This is a genomic window from Gordonia desulfuricans NBRC 100010, assembly GCF_001485495.1.
Taxonomy (GTDB): Bacteria; Actinomycetota; Actinomycetes; order Mycobacteriales; family Mycobacteriaceae; genus Gordonia; species Gordonia desulfuricans.
This window is the reverse complement of the sequence record NZ_BCNF01000063.1, coordinates 12635-29042: the sequence shown is the minus strand read 5'-3', so window position 1 is coordinate 29042 and position 16408 is coordinate 12635. Positions and strand designations below refer to the sequence as shown.

Annotated in this window: 17 protein-coding genes and 1 pseudogene; 9 read left to right on the top strand and 9 right to left on the bottom strand. The window is 66.8% G+C overall.

From position 1 onward, the window contains the following. Positions 1-20: 20 nt before the first annotated feature. Positions 21-2222, bottom strand: coding sequence for a DEAD/DEAH box helicase (locus GD1_RS10950; RefSeq protein ID WP_059037032.1), 2202 nt, complete (start codon positions 2220-2222; stop codon positions 21-23). 6 nt (positions 2223-2228) lie between these two features. Continuing rightward, on the bottom strand, positions 2229-3470 hold the full coding sequence (locus GD1_RS10945; RefSeq protein ID WP_157079439.1) for a hypothetical protein: 1242 nt from the start codon (positions 3468-3470) through the stop codon (positions 2229-2231). Positions 3471-3609: 139 nt separating this feature from the next. On the opposite strand from GD1_RS10945, the gene GD1_RS10940 reads away from it, so the two are divergent. Further along, complete coding sequence (locus GD1_RS10940; protein ID WP_059037057.1) at positions 3610-4242, top strand: class I SAM-dependent methyltransferase; 633 nt, start codon at positions 3610-3612, stop codon at positions 4240-4242. Positions 4243-4440: 198 nt separating this feature from the next. Next, positions 4441-4848: a styrene oxide isomerase gene (locus GD1_RS10935; protein ID WP_059037056.1), complete on the top strand. Its 408-nt coding sequence runs from the start codon at positions 4441-4443 to the stop codon at positions 4846-4848. Positions 4849-4935: 87 nt separating this feature from the next. Here GD1_RS10935 and GD1_RS10930 read toward each other — a convergent pair whose 3' ends face one another. After that, complete coding sequence (locus tag GD1_RS10930) at positions 4936-5808, bottom strand: RCC1 domain-containing protein (RefSeq protein ID WP_238403450.1); 873 nt, start codon at positions 5806-5808, stop codon at positions 4936-4938. Between the two features lie 121 nt (positions 5809-5929). Here GD1_RS10930 and GD1_RS10925 point away from each other — a divergent pair, with 121 nt between their 5' ends. From GD1_RS10925 to GD1_RS10905, 5 genes are all read left to right on the top strand, one after another. After that, positions 5930-6409 (top strand): GNAT family N-acetyltransferase, encoded by a 480-nt coding sequence (locus GD1_RS10925; RefSeq protein ID WP_244882659.1) that lies wholly within the window; start codon positions 5930-5932, stop codon positions 6407-6409. 52 nt (positions 6410-6461) lie between these two features. Further along, a complete protein-coding gene (locus GD1_RS10920) occupies positions 6462-7031 on the top strand; it encodes a pyridoxine/pyridoxamine 5'-phosphate oxidase (protein WP_244882657.1) in 570 nt (189 codons plus the stop codon). Positions 7032-7344: 313 nt separating this feature from the next. Then, positions 7345-7953: an imm11 family protein gene (locus GD1_RS10915; RefSeq protein WP_157079438.1), complete on the top strand. Its 609-nt coding sequence runs from the start codon at positions 7345-7347 to the stop codon at positions 7951-7953. 60 nt (positions 7954-8013) lie between these two features. Continuing rightward, the gene (locus tag GD1_RS10910) at positions 8014-8592 is read left to right on the top strand and encodes a hypothetical protein (RefSeq protein WP_059037028.1); all 579 of its coding nucleotides are present in this window, start codon (positions 8014-8016) and stop codon (positions 8590-8592) included. A 95-nt stretch (positions 8593-8687) separates the two neighbouring features. Further along, complete coding sequence (locus GD1_RS10905) at positions 8688-9356, top strand: DUF6891 domain-containing protein (protein ID WP_059037027.1); 669 nt, start codon at positions 8688-8690, stop codon at positions 9354-9356. 322 nt (positions 9357-9678) lie between these two features. Here the strand turns inward: GD1_RS10905 and GD1_RS10900 are convergent, their stop codons facing one another. Both GD1_RS10900 and GD1_RS10895 read right to left on the bottom strand, forming a co-directional pair. After that, complete coding sequence (locus GD1_RS10900) at positions 9679-10533, bottom strand: aldo/keto reductase (protein WP_059037026.1); 855 nt, start codon at positions 10531-10533, stop codon at positions 9679-9681. Continuing rightward, the gene (locus GD1_RS10895; protein WP_059037025.1) at positions 10530-10964 is read right to left on the bottom strand and encodes a cupin domain-containing protein; all 435 of its coding nucleotides are present in this window, start codon (positions 10962-10964) and stop codon (positions 10530-10532) included. Before GD1_RS10895 ends, GD1_RS10900 begins: the two co-directional genes overlap by 4 nt. Positions 10965-11136: 172 nt before the next feature. On the opposite strand from GD1_RS10895, the gene GD1_RS10890 reads away from it, so the two are divergent. Continuing rightward, positions 11137-12030, top strand: a complete 894-nt coding sequence (locus tag GD1_RS10890; RefSeq protein ID WP_059037024.1) for a helix-turn-helix domain-containing protein — start codon at positions 11137-11139, stop codon at positions 12028-12030. Positions 12031-12230: 200 nt separating this feature from the next. Here GD1_RS10890 and hchA read toward each other — a convergent pair. After that, positions 12231-13088, bottom strand: a pseudogene (gene hchA / locus GD1_RS10885) (glyoxalase III HchA). A gap of 128 nt (positions 13089-13216) precedes the next feature. After that, positions 13217-13570 carry an HNH endonuclease gene (locus GD1_RS10880; RefSeq protein ID WP_059037023.1) on the bottom strand — a complete coding sequence of 118 codons (354 nt, stop codon included), beginning with the start codon at positions 13568-13570 and terminating at the stop codon, positions 13217-13219. Positions 13571-13656: 86 nt separating this feature from the next. Between GD1_RS10880 and GD1_RS10875 the strand changes: the two genes are divergently transcribed. Then, complete coding sequence (locus GD1_RS10875; protein WP_059037053.1) at positions 13657-14925, top strand: MFS transporter; 1269 nt, start codon at positions 13657-13659, stop codon at positions 14923-14925. A 37-nt stretch (positions 14926-14962) separates the two neighbouring features. On the opposite strand, the gene GD1_RS10870 is transcribed toward GD1_RS10875, so the two are convergent. Together GD1_RS10870 and GD1_RS10865 are read right to left on the bottom strand one after the other, a co-directional pair. Further along, complete coding sequence (locus tag GD1_RS10870; protein WP_053778592.1) at positions 14963-15313, bottom strand: hypothetical protein; 351 nt, start codon at positions 15311-15313, stop codon at positions 14963-14965. A 54-nt stretch (positions 15314-15367) separates the two neighbouring features. After that, positions 15368-16408, bottom strand: a complete 1041-nt coding sequence (locus GD1_RS10865) for a 2Fe-2S iron-sulfur cluster-binding protein (protein ID WP_059037022.1) — start codon at positions 16406-16408, stop codon at positions 15368-15370.

The following is a 16408-nucleotide window of genomic DNA, read 5'->3' as shown; positions in this document are numbered from 1 at the left end:
TCCGGTTCTTGTCGAATCCGTCAGCCGATTCCCCCGTCTTTCATCATCGCGGTGAGGGCTTCCTGGGCTCGGGGTGAGTAGATGACATTCACGTACCGGCCGTTCGTGCCGGTTCCCTCGTAGGCGGCGATTCCCAACACGGAGCCGGCGGCGGTCGGCGTCGTGCCATCGGCGGTGCGTTCGATCAGGCCGGCATTCTCCAGCGCGCGGTTGAGCGCGACGACCGAGAGGTTCTGGTGCTTCGGAATCCCGTGGGCCGTATCCCAGTGCGCGACAAGGTCCCTGCCGATCATGTAGCCGGGTTGATCGCGACCGAAGACGTCGAAAGCGCTGCCGCTCGGTGTTGTGGTGGCGACCGTCTCGGCAGCCGCTACCGGCGGGGTCGGGTGGTTGGGTGCGGCGCTGGGGGCCGTCGCCGTCGGATGCGCGAACTCGCAGGCGTCCACGGTCGCGAGCTTGCGGACCAGGGAGAACACCGGTCCGTCGTCCTTGCGTCGGACCGCTCCGCCGAAGACGATGAACAGATCCTTGGCTCGGGAGACGGCGACGTTCATGAGTTCGAGGGTGGCGTCGACGAAGGATGCCTGGGGCGAGTTGTCGCCGTACACCGACGAGAAGAGCACCACCGGGCGCTCGGCGCCCTGAAGCCGATGTGCGGTGCCCACGGTGATCTTCTTCGACAGGCTCGCGTCGCCGATCTCGCGGATCTTGCGTGAGATGAGCCTGGCCTGCGCAGCGAAGGGGGTGACGACTCCGATGACGGCGCCCGGGCTGGTGCCGTCGGCGTTGTAGATGTCGTCGAAGTAGTCGTAGTTCGCGACGACCCACTCGGCGACTGCGGCCGCTTCACGCTCGTTCACCCGACTCGAACCGCTTCTCTTGTCCTGCGACCCGGACACCTCGCAGAACAAGAACGGGCTCGGCGTCTTGCCGTCGAGCTTGTACCCGTCGAGGGGACGGCTCGGGACGAGCAGCCCTTTGTACAGCAGTGCATTGCAGTAGTCGATGATGCCGGGGTGGCAACGGAAGTGCTCGGACAGGAACAGCCCGGGCAGCTCGTCCCCGCCGTAGGACCAGATACCGGCCGTACTCGCGGCGGCCATCACCGACGAATGATCCGACGATGTGAGCCCGCGCTCCTCCAGTGCGGTCCATCGCTCTGAAAGTCTATGAACCGCTGCGATTTCCGAATCGGAAACCGGGTCGATGCTCCATACCGGCGCCAACTGCCGAACATCGCCGACCACCAGGGCCCGCTTGGTCACGGCGAAGGCTGCGGCACCGACCGAGGTGTCCACCTGGCCCGCTTCGTCGACGATCAGCAGATCGGCGCGCCCGTGGTCGAAGGTGTGGCCGCCGCCCTTCCTGGACAGCTTGAAATACTTGGGCAATTGGTAGGCGGTCATGACGAAGCATGGCGTCAGCGCAGGAATCTGCTCCCAATACCGGCCCATCACTTCTGCGGTCGTCCGCCAGCGATCGTCCTTCCGGATGAGTGACTCACCGGCGGCTGCCCGCAACCACTCGGCCTCGTACAGGTGGATCGCGAGCCAGAACTCCGTGTACCGGGCGGTGGTATCGACGAGTCTGTCGAGCTGAAGAAGGCTTGTGGCGTAGGCGATCTGAGCGCCGGTGGCGTCGTCGATATTGCCGAGGCGCTGGATCCACCGAACCGCATCGTGCACCTCGGGTGTCGGAGCCGATTCTCTGATGACCTGGTCCGCGGCCATTCTGTGCCGACCGCGAGCGTCGTCGACGCGCATGGACCATTCCGTCACCCAGTAGTCGTAGAACGAGACGTAGTCCGAAAGGCTCTGCCGGCGGCCCGCGGGTTCCTTCGGATCGTGGTTCGCCTCGATGACGAAGCGCTCGTCGTCGGGGCGACTGTTCGGGTAGGCCGCTGCCCGAGAACGGGTTTCGGCCCAGAACTCCAACCGCGACCGGCAGTGCTCCCGTTCGCGTTCGATATGCTCGATCTGACCTTCGAGAACGACCTTGTCCCTGGCGGCGGGTGATCCTTCGGCCTTCGCCCGCGTGGTGATCAGCACCCTGCGACTGTGATCGACCCGGGAGAGTGCAGTGCGCAGCGCGCTGATCGCATCGGCGAGCGATGTTGCCACCCGCACCATCCCGCCGGTGGAATCGGCATACTCGCGAAGCCTCGTGAGAAAGAACGCCGTCGCCTGAGACACGTACTCAGGCTCCGAATACTCGGAGTACACACCGCGTTACCGGCTGTCCTCGACCAGATATCCGTTGGCCCGAGCCTCTCGCGCCTTCTGTTGGGAAGGGCAGTAGGTGGCCAACCCCGACAATGACTCGCCGGTGGCCCCGTTCTCGTCGGCCCGCGGAAGCCACCGACGGTCCAGCGGTCCGGGCATGTCCTTGGCGACCGAGTTGAACGAGTCGATGATGTTGGTGACGGCCTGGTTGTTGGTCGACGTTCCGACGATCAGCGGCGCCCGAAGACCATCGAGAGCATGTCGGACGATGGTGCTGGCGACGACCGACTGCAGCATCGTCGTCTTCCCGGTTCCCGGAGGACCGCTCACCGCGGTCAGCGGGTTCTGGCCGAGAGTGTCGAGGGCGAACCCATGCACCGCCCGGCGCTGGGACGGCGTCAGCGGATGCCGATCACTCATGCTGCCGCAGGACGCCAGGGCGGCGGGCACGAGCGTGGTGAGATCGCTGTCGATCGTGTCCGAGGGTCGTCGTTGTGTTCCGGTGAGCGAGACCAGCCGTTCATAGGCCGGAACCTTCGGTTGCTTGTCCGAGAGGAACTTGTAGAGATCGAGGATCGCCCCGTTGGCGATGATCACCTCCTCCGTGGAGATGAAGCACCTGTCGCGGATGACCTCGGTACCGGCATCGGCGGCCATCCGGTCGAGGTCGGGAGCCGCGACCGCGGCAAACATCCGCTGTGTCGCCTGCACCGCGGCAGCCCAGGAGTCGGCTTTCGACACCTCCCGCGGCCACGTCTTCAGCCGGTGGCTCCAGAACGACGCCAACGGGCCGACCATGACCTCGAGGTCTGCCACCTTGGCGGAGCTCAACCGGCCGGCCGGAATCCAGGGTGGCTTCGACTCGAGGTCGGCGTCGAGCGTGCCATCAGGTCGCACGGAGGCAGGCAGCAGTAGAAGGCCGTTCTTCTTCACTCCCTCCAGGGTCACGAGCGAGATCACCACATCGATGGGTTTCGAATCCTCGGGTGGCATCTCCGGCGTCGATGTCCGGCCACTGCCGGACCGCCGTCCGGGCCCGGACTTGCGTTCGTTCGCCTGGTGGAAGAGTGCAGCCGTGGTGGCGGGGCCCAACCGGCCGGAGGTGAGATCGTCGAGCGAGGTCTCGTCGAACGGCGAGGACGAACCGAAGTCGAAGTCTTGAAGATTCGCCCGCTCCTGGACGTCGCGGTAGTAGCGAGTGAGGCAGAGAGTGGCCTGGTCCATCGTGCCCTTCCCGAAAGGCGTCATGAGTGCTCAGAATCTAGCAGCGGGGACCGACCGAGAACGGTGACCGGAGCGTGGCGATCACGGTGATGTCGGTCCACTGGTCGACGGCGTGACCGAGATTCGGACGACGCGGCTTCCGATAGCTGCTCTAATGATGGGCATGTCGCTCGTCGACCGTGCGCTCACCGCGTTGGCTCGCCAGCTCGGTGAACCGACCGGGTTCGCAGGCCGAATCGTCGGACGGTTGCTCAATCGGACCAATCGGTCGATCGTCGTCGCGGCAGTCGCCGCCACAGAGTGCGGACCGGCGGCCCACGTCGCCGACATCGGCTTCGGCGGCGTCGGACTCGAGGCCCTGCTCGAATGCGATGGCACGGTTGTTCACGGTGTCGAGATGTCGGAGACGATGCTCGCCGAAGCACGGCACCGCTTCTCCTCGGACATCGCTCGCGGGCGGCTACATCTGCAGTCCGGCCGGATGGAGAGTCTGCCTCTCGCCGATTCCGCGCTGGACGCGATCATCTCGACGAACACGATCTACTTCGTATCCGATCTCGCCACCGCGCTGCGTGAACTGGCCAGGGTGCTGGCGCCGGGCGGGCGATTGGTACTCGGAGTCGGTGACCCCGACCAGATGTCCACAATGCCCTTTACCCGCACCGGGTTTCGGCTGCGGCCGATCGACCAGCTCGTGTCGGCCCTGCGCGACGCGGGTTTCGATCCGATCGACGACAGGCGCGTGGGTGACAAGCCGGGGGCCTTCCACCTTCTGGTGTGTGACCGGCCGGTCTGATCGTCCGACTTCCTTGCGCCACTGGGGAAGTGTCGAGATGACCGTCGACGGGCCACACGCGACCGAAATCCGTACGACGTGCGCGCTGACCGACGCGGATCTGCGCTGAACGACGGTCAGGTCACGGCAGCGTTCCAGGTCGGGGCAACATCGGCGAACAGCGGGAGGGCCGGTAGCCCTGCTTTCTACGATCAGATCGTGCAGACAGTGCTGTTCGTCCTGGGCTTGGTGCTGTTCCTCCTGGGTTTGGTCACCGGACTCGCGGTCCCGGCGGTGAAGAACCCACGGATGGGACTGGCCAGTCACCTGCAAGGTATGACGAACGGACCGTTCCTCATCGTCGTCGGCCTGCTCTGGCCGTATCTGGAACTGCCTCACGTGTGGCAGGTCGTCACGGTGGTGCTGCTCGCGTATGGCACCTATGCCAACTGGCTGGCAACGCAACTGGCGGCGATCTGGGGTGCCGGTCACAGGTTCGCGCCGGGCGCGGCGGGGGCCCACACCTCGACGCGGGCGAGGGAGGGTGCCGTCGACTTCCTGCTGGTGTCGCTCGCGCCCGCCATGATGGCGGCCACGATCATCCTGATCGTCGGCGTCGTGCGGTGAGGATGACCGCTGATGTCACCGGAGTGCTTGTCATCGCCGGGCTCTCGATTCGACCAGGCGACGGTTCGGGCAGCGGACCCGAGACGATCAGTCGCCCCGATCCCAGTCCGCCACATCGCACTGGCCGTCGGTGTCGGCGCCGGTCGCCACCACGGTTCCGTCGACGTGTAGCCCGATAGTGTGCGCCGATCCCGCGGCGATCGCGGTGATGTTCTTCCACTCGTGGACATCACACTGCCCGAAGTCGTTGTCCCCGACAGCATGTACGGTTCCGTCGGCGTAGAGCGCGACGGTGTGGTGGCTACCCGCCACCACCGCCGAGACATCGCGCCAGTCCTCGACGTCGCAGGCGCCGCTGCGGCGGTCTCCGGCGGCGACGACCATCCCATCACGCCGCAGGCCGACCGTGTGCAGATGGCCCGCGGAGACGGCGGTCAGATGCCGCCATCGGCCGACGTCGCATTGCCCGCGAGCATTGTTGCCGGTGGCGCAGGCACTTCCATCGGCACGGACTCCGACCGAATGCCAATCTCCGGCCGCGATCCACACGATCTCTCGCCACTCATCGACGTCGCACTGGCCTTCGCGTCGACGTCCGCCGGCCACCACGGTGCCGTCGCCACGCAGGCCCAGGGTCGTCCGCCATCCTGCGGCGACCGCTGCGATCGCAGTCCATCCGGCGACATCGGTCTGGCCGTCACCGTTCCATCCGGTGGCGACGACGGTGCCGTCGGCACGCAGACCGACAGTGTGGGAACGGCCGGTGTTGCGGGCCGCGTGGACATTCCCGGCCGCGACCGCCACGACATCCGACCAGCCGCCGACATCGCATTCACCGGCACGGCCGTCGCCGCACGCGAGGACGGTGCCGTCGCCTCGGCAAGCCAGCGAGTGGCGCCGACCGGCAGCCAGCAGCGCCATACCGTTCACCCCGTTCCGCTCGTCGACCGTGGCTCTCATCTAAACACCGGGGGGCAACCAGGGTTTCGCGGACGGCCGGCGTCACCGTCACCGGAAAATGGTTTGCCGCAGGCGGAACAAGCTGCCAGTCTCCAGGAATCGACGACGGAGAGCGGAAGGCGTGAGAGTGGACAACGGTGTGCCCGATGTCGTGCGGCTGGGGCCCGACGATGCGGGCGAGATACTCACCCTGCAGCGCGCGGCGTACGTCAGCGAGGCGATCCTGCACGACGACCTCACGCTCCCGCCACTGGTGCAGACCCTCGACGAGCTGACGGCCGAACTGTCCGATCCGGACGTCACCGCGCTCGGGATTCGCCGCGATGGTCGACTCGTCGCCGCCGTCCGGCTCCGAACTCGGGGTGACACCGCCGAACTGGGGCGCCTGACGGTCGTGCCGGACCTGCAGGGGAACGGGCTGGGAACCCGGCTCCTGACGGCGATCGACGATCACCTGCCCGAGGAGATCGATCGGGTCGAACTGTTCACCGGGGAACGCAGCGTCGCCAACATCGGCCTCTACCGACGCCTGGGATACATCGAGACGCGACGCGAGAGAATCGGCGACTACCACCTGGTGTTCATGTGCCGCAGGGTGTGAGCACGTGAAACCATGTGGGGCACTATCCATGGCTGCGGCAGGAGAGACCGGCGTGACAACAGACGACACCAGACCGGGCGACACGCGGTCGCTACTGCGAGAACTGCCGGCGCTGGCGGGTGTCGCTCCGCCGCTCGACCTCGACGCCGTGCCGGACCATCCGGTGACTCTGTTCCTCGACTGGCTGGACGTCGCGATGCGCCATGCCGTGCCCGAACCGCACGCGATGACGATGTCGACGGTGGATGCCACCGGTCTGCCCGATGCGCGGGTCCTGGTGCTCAAGGACGTCGATGCGCGCGGCTGGGCGTTCGCGAGCACCAGGACGAGCGCGAAAGGCGGTCAGCTCGCGGCGAATACGCAGGCGGCACTCACGTTCTGGTGGCAGCCGATCGTCCGGTCGGTCCGAGTGCGCGGACATGTGGTCGAGGCCTCCCGAGACGAGAGCCTGGCCGACCTCGCGGCCCGCAGTGCAGCGGCACGCGCCGACGTCGACCCCGACGACTGGACCCTGTGGCGGGTCGTGCCCAGCCGGGTCGAGTTCTGGCAGGGGTCATCTGACCGACGCCACCTCCGCATCGTCTTCGATCGGGACGGCGACGACTGGCGACGGCAGATCTGAGTCCGGTCCGCCCGGTTCGATGCAGATCTGCTCCGGGGGAGGAGGCCGGCGTCCGGAACATCCTCATCCAGGACGCGCCGAGTCGACACCACGGATCATTTCGCATTCCCGTTTGACCCCGCCGCCGTGGACATCGTCGTGAATGTTCTGCGTGGGGACCGGAATCCGACGGCGAATGTCCCATGTTCGCTCGTGGTCCCCTTCGTGGGGCCGGTGTCCGGGCCTGCTGGCGGTGCCGGGTCGTAGGTCACCGATACGGTGGATCGACCCGGTCGGGTATGCCGACCGTGCACAGACGTGGGTGGAGGACGAGTTGACGCTCTGGATCGTCGATTACGTGGCCGGGGCGCGCGGATGCCCGGTGGTGCTCAAGGGTGAGCTCGACCGTCGGTGGGAATGGGATGCGTTCGCGCCCACCCCGCCAATGGGGGAGATCCCGTCGGAGTACGTGCTGACCACCCGGCATCCGGTGATCGACCTCGACTACTGGGGCATCAACTGGCTGGCGTCGGAACGATTCCTGCAGATCTGCCGGGACTTCGGCATCGGCGTGCATCCGGTGCCGGTGCAGATCATCCAGTCCGGTGGGACGCCGACGGTCAAGCCGTACTCCTACCTCCGATGGTCGGAGTGGGCATCGGTGATCGACCTCGAGGCCTCGTCAGACGAGGCCGACAAGATATACCCGAGTGGAGAACCCGCCTACCACAATCACTTTCAGAATATTTCGGTGCTCGAGTCGGTGGAACGGTTCGTCGTCGACGAGACGAAGGTACCTGCGGCCGCGGCATTTCTGTGCCTCGACCTCGGCCATGAACTCGTCTGTGACGACGACTTCAAACGGGCATGCGAGGATGCCCGGTTGCTCGGCATGGGGTTCCGACCGATCACCGAATACACCAAGGGTGGGTTCTGGGATTGAGCACGGGGCACCACGAGGCCTCGGCGGTGCGGCGTCACGCGTCGTCCTAGGATTCCGGCCATGTCCACGTTCTTCGTCCCGTCCCTGCCCGATGCCCGCGACGGTGGACGGCTGGGTGGCGCTCCGCCGGTGGCGATCGAGACCCATCCGCTGCTGAGCACCCATCGCTACCTGCTGACGCTGCCCGCCGGTTGTGCCGGGTGGGCGACGGGCATCGAGGTGTCGGTGCTGTTGCGGGACGGATTCGACATCGGCGACGACGATCTCGTGTACCCGGACATGGCCATGCGGGCGCTTGTGCACAGTCCCTCTCCGCGCGGGGTCCGGCCTGATCTCGGGTGGCTAGGACTGCGATCGGCCGGTCTCACCGTCCCGGGTGGCGGCGGCGACGTGGTGCCGTTGGTGCGGATCGACGACGAGCCCGTCCTCATCCAGAACGAACCCGGCTATGGTGACGCCGTGCGAGCCGCGGGACATCGCTTCCTCTTCCAGATCGACGAGGAGGGATGGCCGGTCGGCGGCGAACTCGATGACGTGATCGACGAGTATCTGTGGGGGTACGGGTCGGTGTACTTCTACGGAACATCTGGCGCCGGTGGCGTCGTCGAGGATGTCGTCGCCGGATTCATCGACTTCTGACGGTCCGGCAACGGTCCGTGTGCCGGAAGCATGGCTATCATCGTCGCCGTCGGGTGAATCGGCCCGGCTTCCGCTCACTGTCCGGAGGTGGCGCCATGAGTGCTGAGTCGAAGAACCCGAACGAGATCCCGCCGTACGCCGTTCTCCCCGAACTGCCGCTCGACGAGGAAGCCCGCACCGACCTGACCCAGGAGATCTGGGACCTGCTGATCACCGGCCAGGGTGACGTCGACGAGTTCATCGACATCTACGGCGACGACTACGAGCTCACCGAAGACCAGCTCACCGCTGCGCACACCGCGCTACGCGACGCCCGGCTGCGTCAGCAGAAGGAGATCGGCGAGTACACCGCCCGCACGATCACCGCGTTCGAGGAACTCATCGACAACGGCGTCGTCGCCCGTGCCGACTTCTCCTGCTGCGGCAACTGCGCATCGGGTGAGATCTGGGACGAGCGCGACGACACCCGACATTGGAAGGGCTACGCCTACTTCCATCAGCAGGACACCGAACGACTCGTCGAGACCGGCGAGACCTACATCGGTTACGGCGCATTCCCTCCCGAGGACTTCGACGAGGAGACCTACAACAAACTCACCGAAGCCGAGCAGGAGAACCGGTACAAGGCCGACGTGATCCGCCTGCTCGACGACGTCGTCTTCCCCGTCCTCCGCAGGCACGGCATCGAGCCCGAGTGGAACCGTGACCTCGACACCCGGGTCCTGCTCAAGAACGCCGACTGGTACGACCCGATCGAGGCATAGGGCGAAGAGTCGGGTACGGTCTGTCCGCTTCTGGTTGCGTATCGAGTTCGGCCCACGGAGATTTCGACTCGACTTGTCGCTGCGCTCCGCGTCGGCTCAATCATCGTGGTGGTGGCTGGGTTGCTTGGGGTTGCGTATTGGGTTCGGCCGGCGGGGATTTCGACTCGTCTTGTCGCTGCGCTCCGCGTCGGTTGAATCATCGTGGCTGGTCGGCCGGGTGCGGTGGCTGGTTGAGCGTGGTGGTTGGTTGAGCAGGTCGACCGAGCGTAGCGAGGACGCCCGGTTGTCGAAACCTCCGCCGGCCGAGATGGCGGCGGCTGGGTCACCGACCGCTGTACACCGGGAATGCGCTCGAGTCGCCGTAGTCGCGCTCACGCAGGGTTCGCAGGGCATCCATGTCGTCGTCGGAGATCACGAAGTCGACCCGGGCGTTGGCGCGCATGTGCTCGGGATTCGCGGTCTTCGGTAGCGACACGGTGCCGAGCTGCAGGGTGTATCGGATGCACAGCTGCGGCACGCTCACACCGTACCTGTCCGCGATCGCCGCCACCGCCTCGTTGTCCAGGATCTCGCCGTGTGCGATCGGTGAATATGCCTCCACCAGAATCTCTTTGGAGCGGCAGTGGTCGAGCAGATCGTCGGGGGTGTTGCCGGCGTGCACCAGTATCTGGTTCACGTGGGGAGTCACCGTGGCGCCGTCGAGGTTCGCGAGATCGGCGGACAGGAAGTTGGAGACGCCGACAGCGCGCAGTTTGCCTTCCGTGTAGGCCTTTTCGAGTGCGCGCCACGCCGCACGATTGCCGTCGGCGTAGTCACCGCCGCGAAAGTCGTTCCAGGGCTGCGGACTGTGGATGAGCATCAGGTCGACGTAGTCGAGCCCGAGGGTCTCGAGCGAACCGTCGATGGCGGCCACCGCGTCGTCGAAATCCTTGATCTCCGCGGCGAGCTTGGTCGACACGAACAACCGGTCGCGGGGGACCCCGGACGTCCGCACCCCCTCGCCGACACCGCGTTCGTTGCCGTAGGCCTGGGCGGTGTCGATGTTGCGGTACCCGATCTCGACGGCGTCACGGACGGCCTGCGCGGCCTTGTCGTCGTCGATGAACCAGGTGCCCAGCCCCAGCTTGGGGATCTCGACCCCGTTGGACAGGGTGTAGGTCTCGGTCAGGATGCTCATACGGTCTCTCCGTTCTTCGGCAGTCGGCGGTACTCCTCATCGGCGACGGGGTCGAGCCACTCGTTGCGTAGGCCCTCGCCCGGCACGATGAAGGCGAGATGACTGAACCAGGAGTCGGCCTTCGCGCCGTGCCAGTGTGTGGTCCCGGCCGGGACCCGGATGACAGTGCCCGGTTCCAGGCTGATCGGCGGTTCACCCTGGGCCTGGTACCAGCCACTGCCCGCGGTACACAGCAGGATCTGGTCGCCACCGGCGCCATCGCTGTGGTGGATGTGCCAGTTGTTACGGCATCCCGGCTCGAAGGTCACATTGCTCACCGCGACCCCCTCGGTGGTCAGCGGAGCAAGGTAGCTCTGTCCGATGAAGTACTGCGCAAAGGCGTCGTTCTTCTCTCCCAGCGGGAACACCGGGTCGAAGGTGTTGTCTGTCATGTCAATTCCTTCTGCATACGGCTGGCGGTCGGCATGGTGACTTCGGCCGGGGGGGCTGTGCCGACCCTCCGGAGACCATGGTGGCCCCGCTCGCGCATGCGTGGGAGCCCCGCTCGATGCAGGTACTGCGGGTACCTCCCACACCGGCAGGCCTCGGCCTACCGTGGGACACGTGGACAATCGAGCAGAGGTGCGGGAGTTCCTGACCTCGCGGCGGGCTCGGGTGACCCCGGACGACGTCGGTCTGCCTGCCGGAACCAACCGGCGTGTGGCGGGACTGCGGCGCACCGAGGTCGCCATCCTGGCCGGGGTCAGCGTCGAGTACTACACGAAGATCGAGCGCGGCTCGATCAGCGGTGCATCACCGGAGATCCTCGATGCGCTGGCCAAGGCACTGCTCCTCGACGACGCCGAACGGGCGCACCTGTTCGACCTGGCGCATGCCGCGAGTCCCGTTGCCCGGCCGCGTCGGCGCAACCCGAAGAGCTGGCGGCCGCACGAGAGTCTGCAGTGGATTCTCGACGCCATCACCGACGGCCCGGCGTTCGTGCGCAACGGTCGCCTCGACATCCTGGCCACCAACACCCTCGCCCGGGCGTTCTACAAGGACACCTTCGACATGCCGGGGCAGCCACCCAACATCGCCCGGTTCACCTTCCTCGACGCCCGGGCCCACGACTTCTCTCCCGACTGGGAGAGGTTCGCCGACATCACGGTGGCGATCCTGCGGACCGAGGCCGGCCGCGACCCGCACAACAAGGAACTCCACGATCTGATCGGTGAACTGTCCACCCGCAGCACCGAATTCCGTACCCGGTGGGGATCGCACGATGTCCGCCACCACGGGACGGGAACCAAGACCTTCCACCATCCTGTCGTCGGCGAGATGACTCTGGCCTACGAGGGCATGGAGATGGAATCGGAGCCGGGTCTGTCGATCACCGTGTATGCGGCCGAACCGGGTTCGGCGTCGGCCGAACGCATGCAACTGCTCGCCTCCTGGGCCGCAGGCGAATACGGCCAGAACACGTCGAGGATGCCGGCGCAGGAGTCGAGCGAGCGCTGACGTGCCCGCGCGATGACATCCGGCCGTGACGGTGGACGAGCGTCGAGACGTGTCGATGTCGGCCGGCGTCGGTTTCGACGGCCGGCGTCCTCGCTGTGTTCGGTCGACCTGCCGGGGGTGCTGATCGGGTTGGGTGTCCGGGGTGTGCGCGGTTGACCTGCTCGACCAGTGCATGGTGGGTGAGGGTCGGGAGCGACTGCTCAGCTGCCGAACTCCTCGAGCAAGGCGAGTACCGACTCCTTGCCGAGTCGGTTCGCGGCCAGCGGGCTGTCGCCGGTGAGCAGGTTGCGGTCGCGGGTGGTGGCACCGGACATGTCGTCGTTGCCGATCTCGATGCCGGCCTCCCGCAGTCGCTCACCGAGATTCCACGGCATCTGACCGGGAAGGTATCCGATGTCGATGTTGGCCCCGAGGTCCAGGGAGTCCGGGAAGGCGACGATCCGGTATCCGGCGAACGGATTGGCGTCACGGCCGACGCCGGCCGCCAGCAATGCGGCCGGCCCGTGGCAGAGGGTGATGATGAGCCGGCCGTCGAGGAAGAAGTCCAGCGCATCACGCACATCGGTGTGCGCCGGGATGGTGTTCATCGCGCCGTGGCCACCGGGGATGAAGATCGCTGCGTAGTCGTCGAGGCCGCCGGCGATGACGTCGGCGAGTCGCCTGGGGGACCTGAAGGCATTGCGGGTGGCGTCCAGGGCGGTGCGCGTCGCGGCATCGTCCTTCGGATACGCCCACCACTCGAACTTGCCGGGACCGCCGCTGACGGTCGCGACATCGATACCGTAGCCGGCCTGCGCGATGTGGTGGATGGGTAGCAGTGTCTCCACCGGATGGTTGCCGGTGGAGAAGAAACGGCCGTTCCGCATCAGCATGTAGCGCTCGTCGGTCGCGATCACCAGCACCTTCCACCGGCTGCCGGTGTAGCGGTCTTGAGTTGCCAGACCATCGAAATCGGTTTTGTCGGAGGTGTATTGGGACAACGATTACGGCGAGGGGAAGTATGCGTTCTCCTCTGCCGGATCCGGTGTCGGGTTGCGGTCCTGCGTGTCCTGAGCCATCGGAACTTCCTCTCTGACGGTGGTGATGTCCAGATGCTCGCCGAGTCAGGCCTTCTCCCGAACATAGGAGCCGTCGCCGGGCAGCGCAAGGTGCCGGCGGTGGGGAAGTCGTCGAGAGTGTGGCGTACTCAGATGTCCTCATCGGCGAGCAGTGCGCGGATCTCGGCATAGCGCAACAGGAACCGCTTCTCGTCGAGCTTCTTGCGGCGCATCCAGCCGGTCACCTCGGCATTGCATTTACCGGCATTGCACGACCGGCAGCACGGCACCACGTTGGTCACGGTGTAGCGGCCGCCCCGGGAGATCGCGAGTACACAATCCTTTTGCAGGGCAGCGTCTTCGGCGCCGCAGTAGGCGCACCCCGCCCACAGGCTGCGCAGGCGGTCCCACTGCAGATCGGTGAGATCGTTGTCGGCGGCGGCCACCCGCTTGCGACGGCGACGGGCATAGCGGTTGGCGCGGGAACGGTTCGGGGTGGCCACCCGACCGACGCTATCGTCTGCGGCGGCGATGACCGGGGGTGACGCGCCGGGGGTGGGCCGGTGAGGGATCTGACACCATGACCGCCATGACCACCTCGGGAAAGGCGCCCACCTCGGCCGTGGGAACGTGCGCTGTGGGAATGGGCACGTTCTCGATCCTGACGGCGCTCTACTTCGCGCAGGGACTCCCGTTCGGCTTCTTCACCCAGGCGCTGCCGGTGGTGTTGCGCGACTCGGGGTTCTCGTTGTTCGCGATCTCGGCGACCGGCATCCTGTTCGCCCCGTGGGCCCTGAAATTCCTGTGGGCGCCCGTCGTCGACAGATACGGCACCCGCCGTCGGTGGCTGCTGACCCTGCAACTGTCTTCGTCGGCGCTGGCCCTGGGCATGGCCTGCCTCGACCTCGAATCGACGCTGCGGTGGCTGTTCGTCGGGATCGCGATGATGAACGTGCTGTCGGCGGACGTCGCGACCGACGGCCTCGCCGTCGAACGCCTCGGGCCCCGGCAACGCGGCCCGGGCAACGCAATCCAGGTGGGCGCCTACCGCGTCGGCATGATCGCCGGTGGCGGGGGACTGCTGTATCTGTTCTCGATCGCGGGCTGGCGTGGACTGTTCGTTGCGATGGCGATCGCCTTGCTGGCGTGCACGATCCCGGTGTGGTGGCTGCCGCGCACCGGCGAATCGAGAGCGCCGCGCCCGGCGGCGTCACCGGCGACGACGGCGGTCGCGTGGTGGAGCAGGCTCCGCCGGCCCGGGATCGTGGCGCTGATCCTGCTGATCGGCGCATACAAGTTCGGCGATTCGATGGGGTCGTCGCTGATCGGGCCGTTCCTGACCGACTCGGGGTTGAGTCTGTCGCAGATCGCCCTGGTCAAGGGTGTGCTCTCGTCACTCGGCGCGCTGGCCGGGGCCGCCGCCGGAGGCTGGGTGGCCTACCGGTACGGCCGCCGTTCGGCGCTGCTGATCGGCGGGATCTGGCAGACGGCGAGCCTGGGGCTGTACCTCGCGTCGTCGATGGAGATCGGCGGCTTCGGGCTGATCGTCACCGCATGTCTGGCCGAGCATGTCTTCGGCGGTGTCGCCACCGTCGCGGTGTTCACCGTGATGATGGATGCCGCCGAGATCGCGCACGCCGGAAGCGATTACACGCTCCTGGCCTGTTCGATCGTGGTGGTGCAGGGGGTCGCGGGTCTCGCGGCCGGGCTGATCGGCGATCTCGCGGGTTACCCGATGCTGTTCGCCACGAGTGTGGTGGCGTCGGCGATCGGCTGCGCGGTGATGGTCATCGCGCTCGATCGGGGTGTGGGCCCGGCCGGGGTGCATGCGACGCTGCGTGCCACCAGCGCCACCTGAGCACCATCACCTGCGCACGGCCATCACCTGTGCGCGACTACCAGATGACCGCGACTGCCGTGGCCGCCGCCGACAGCACTGCCGCGATCGTGACCCAGACCGGTCCGACGGGCTTTCCGTCGCGCTTCTGGAAGGCGCTGCCCATGCCCAGGACGCCACCGAGGATCACCAGCAGGACCAGCTTGACCGCGATCTTGGGGTAGTTGGGCTCGAAGCCGCCCCACGGCGCGGCCAGGGCGAGTCCGGTGATCAGGGAGACGACGATGCCGTAGTCCATGATCCGGGTGAACTCGAACCTGCGCGACGCCGCGGCGGCCACGAGGGCGCCGAACGTCACGCCGAACCCGAGGATGTGGACGAGAACTATTACGCTGCGTAGTAGATCCATACCCGCAGCGTACCGCGTCGGTACGCTGCGGGTGGGTGCCTGATATGTCCGAGATCACGCACTGAGGACGGCCGGGGTGTCGGTCACCGCGGCGGTGAATCGTTCGCGATGGATGTTGCGGGCCGACATGCGACGGCGCTTGCACACCTTGACCCCCGCGTCCACCATCGCCGGCGGACCGCAGAGGTAGGCCGTGAAGCCGCGCAGCGACGCGAAGTCCTCGGCGACCGCGTCGCCGACGTAGCCGTGGCGATCACCGCCGTCGGACCGGCTCAGGCACCGGATGTAGCTCACCCCCGGATGGGCGCGGGCCAGCTCGGTCCAGAACTCGACGTCGTAGAGATCCGACTCGTGACGCACCCCGTGATAGAGGTGGATCTCCCGGTCCGGGTTGTCGGCGAGTGCTTGCAACGCGATGGATTTCAGCGGGGCCAAGCCGGTACCGCCGGCCAGCAGGAGCAGCGGGCTGGTGCACTCGGCGTAGGTGAAGTCACCCCATGGTCCGCGCAGCGCCACCTCGTCGCCGGCGGTGAGATCGGCGAAGATCCAGCGGTCGGTCGCCGCCCCCGACGGCACCCGCCGGATGTGGAACTCCAGCCGCGTCGACGACGCCGGCGGATTGGCCATCGAGTACTGTCGCATCTCGCCGCAATGCGGGATACGCAGCTCCATGTACTGGCCGGCCGAGAAGTCCAGCGGCTCATCGAGTTCCACATGGACGGCCACGGTGTCGTCGGCGACGCTGCGGATCTCGCCGACCCTGCCCTGCAGGTCCCGCAGGACATGCTGCGGTGCAGCAACTTCGGGGGCGTCGACCTCGATCTGCGTGGGTGAGCACGGGCGGGTCTGGCAGGCGAGGACGTAACCGCGAGCCTGGTCGTCGGCGCCGAGCACCGTCTCCGACACCGGCGGGGCGGCGACGTCACCGGCGGTCAGGCGCACCTTGCAGGTCCCGCACGTGCCCTGGTTGCAGGAGTTCGGCAGGTACACCCCGTTGCGGAGGAAGGCATCGAGCAGGGTCTGGTCGTCGCGGCAGCCGACGGTGGCCGTCGCCGATCCCGACACTTGCACCGGATGCTCGGTGGGAGTGGACAT

Bases quoted from the DNA above. Each gene is read 5' to 3' on its own strand.
- GD1_RS10865 (WP_059037022.1), bottom strand. From the start codon at position 16,408: ATGTCCACTCCCACCGAGCATCCGGTGCAAGTGTCGGGATCGGCGACG.
- GD1_RS10895 (WP_059037025.1), bottom strand. From the start codon at position 10,964: ATGACAGACAACACCTTCGACCCGGTGTTCCCGCTGGGAGAGAAGAAC.
- GD1_RS10910 (WP_059037028.1), top strand. From the start codon at position 8,014: ATGTCCACGTTCTTCGTCCCGTCCCTGCCCGATGCCCGCGACGGTGGA.
- GD1_RS10870 (WP_053778592.1), bottom strand. From the start codon at position 15,313: ATGGATCTACTACGCAGCGTAATAGTTCTCGTCCACATCCTCGGGTTC.
- GD1_RS10930 (WP_238403450.1), bottom strand. From the start codon at position 5,808: ATGAGAGCCACGGTCGACGAGCGGAACGGGGTGAACGGTATGGCGCTG.
- GD1_RS10900 (WP_059037026.1), bottom strand. From the start codon at position 10,533: ATGAGCATCCTGACCGAGACCTACACCCTGTCCAACGGGGTCGAGATC.
- GD1_RS10940 (WP_059037057.1), top strand. From the start codon at position 3,610: ATGTCGCTCGTCGACCGTGCGCTCACCGCGTTGGCTCGCCAGCTCGGT.
- GD1_RS10905 (WP_059037027.1), top strand. From the start codon at position 8,688: ATGAGTGCTGAGTCGAAGAACCCGAACGAGATCCCGCCGTACGCCGTT.
- GD1_RS10875 (WP_059037053.1), top strand. From the start codon at position 13,657: ATGACCACCTCGGGAAAGGCGCCCACCTCGGCCGTGGGAACGTGCGCT.
- GD1_RS10945 (WP_157079439.1), bottom strand. From the start codon at position 3,470: ATGACGCCTTTCGGGAAGGGCACGATGGACCAGGCCACTCTCTGCCTC.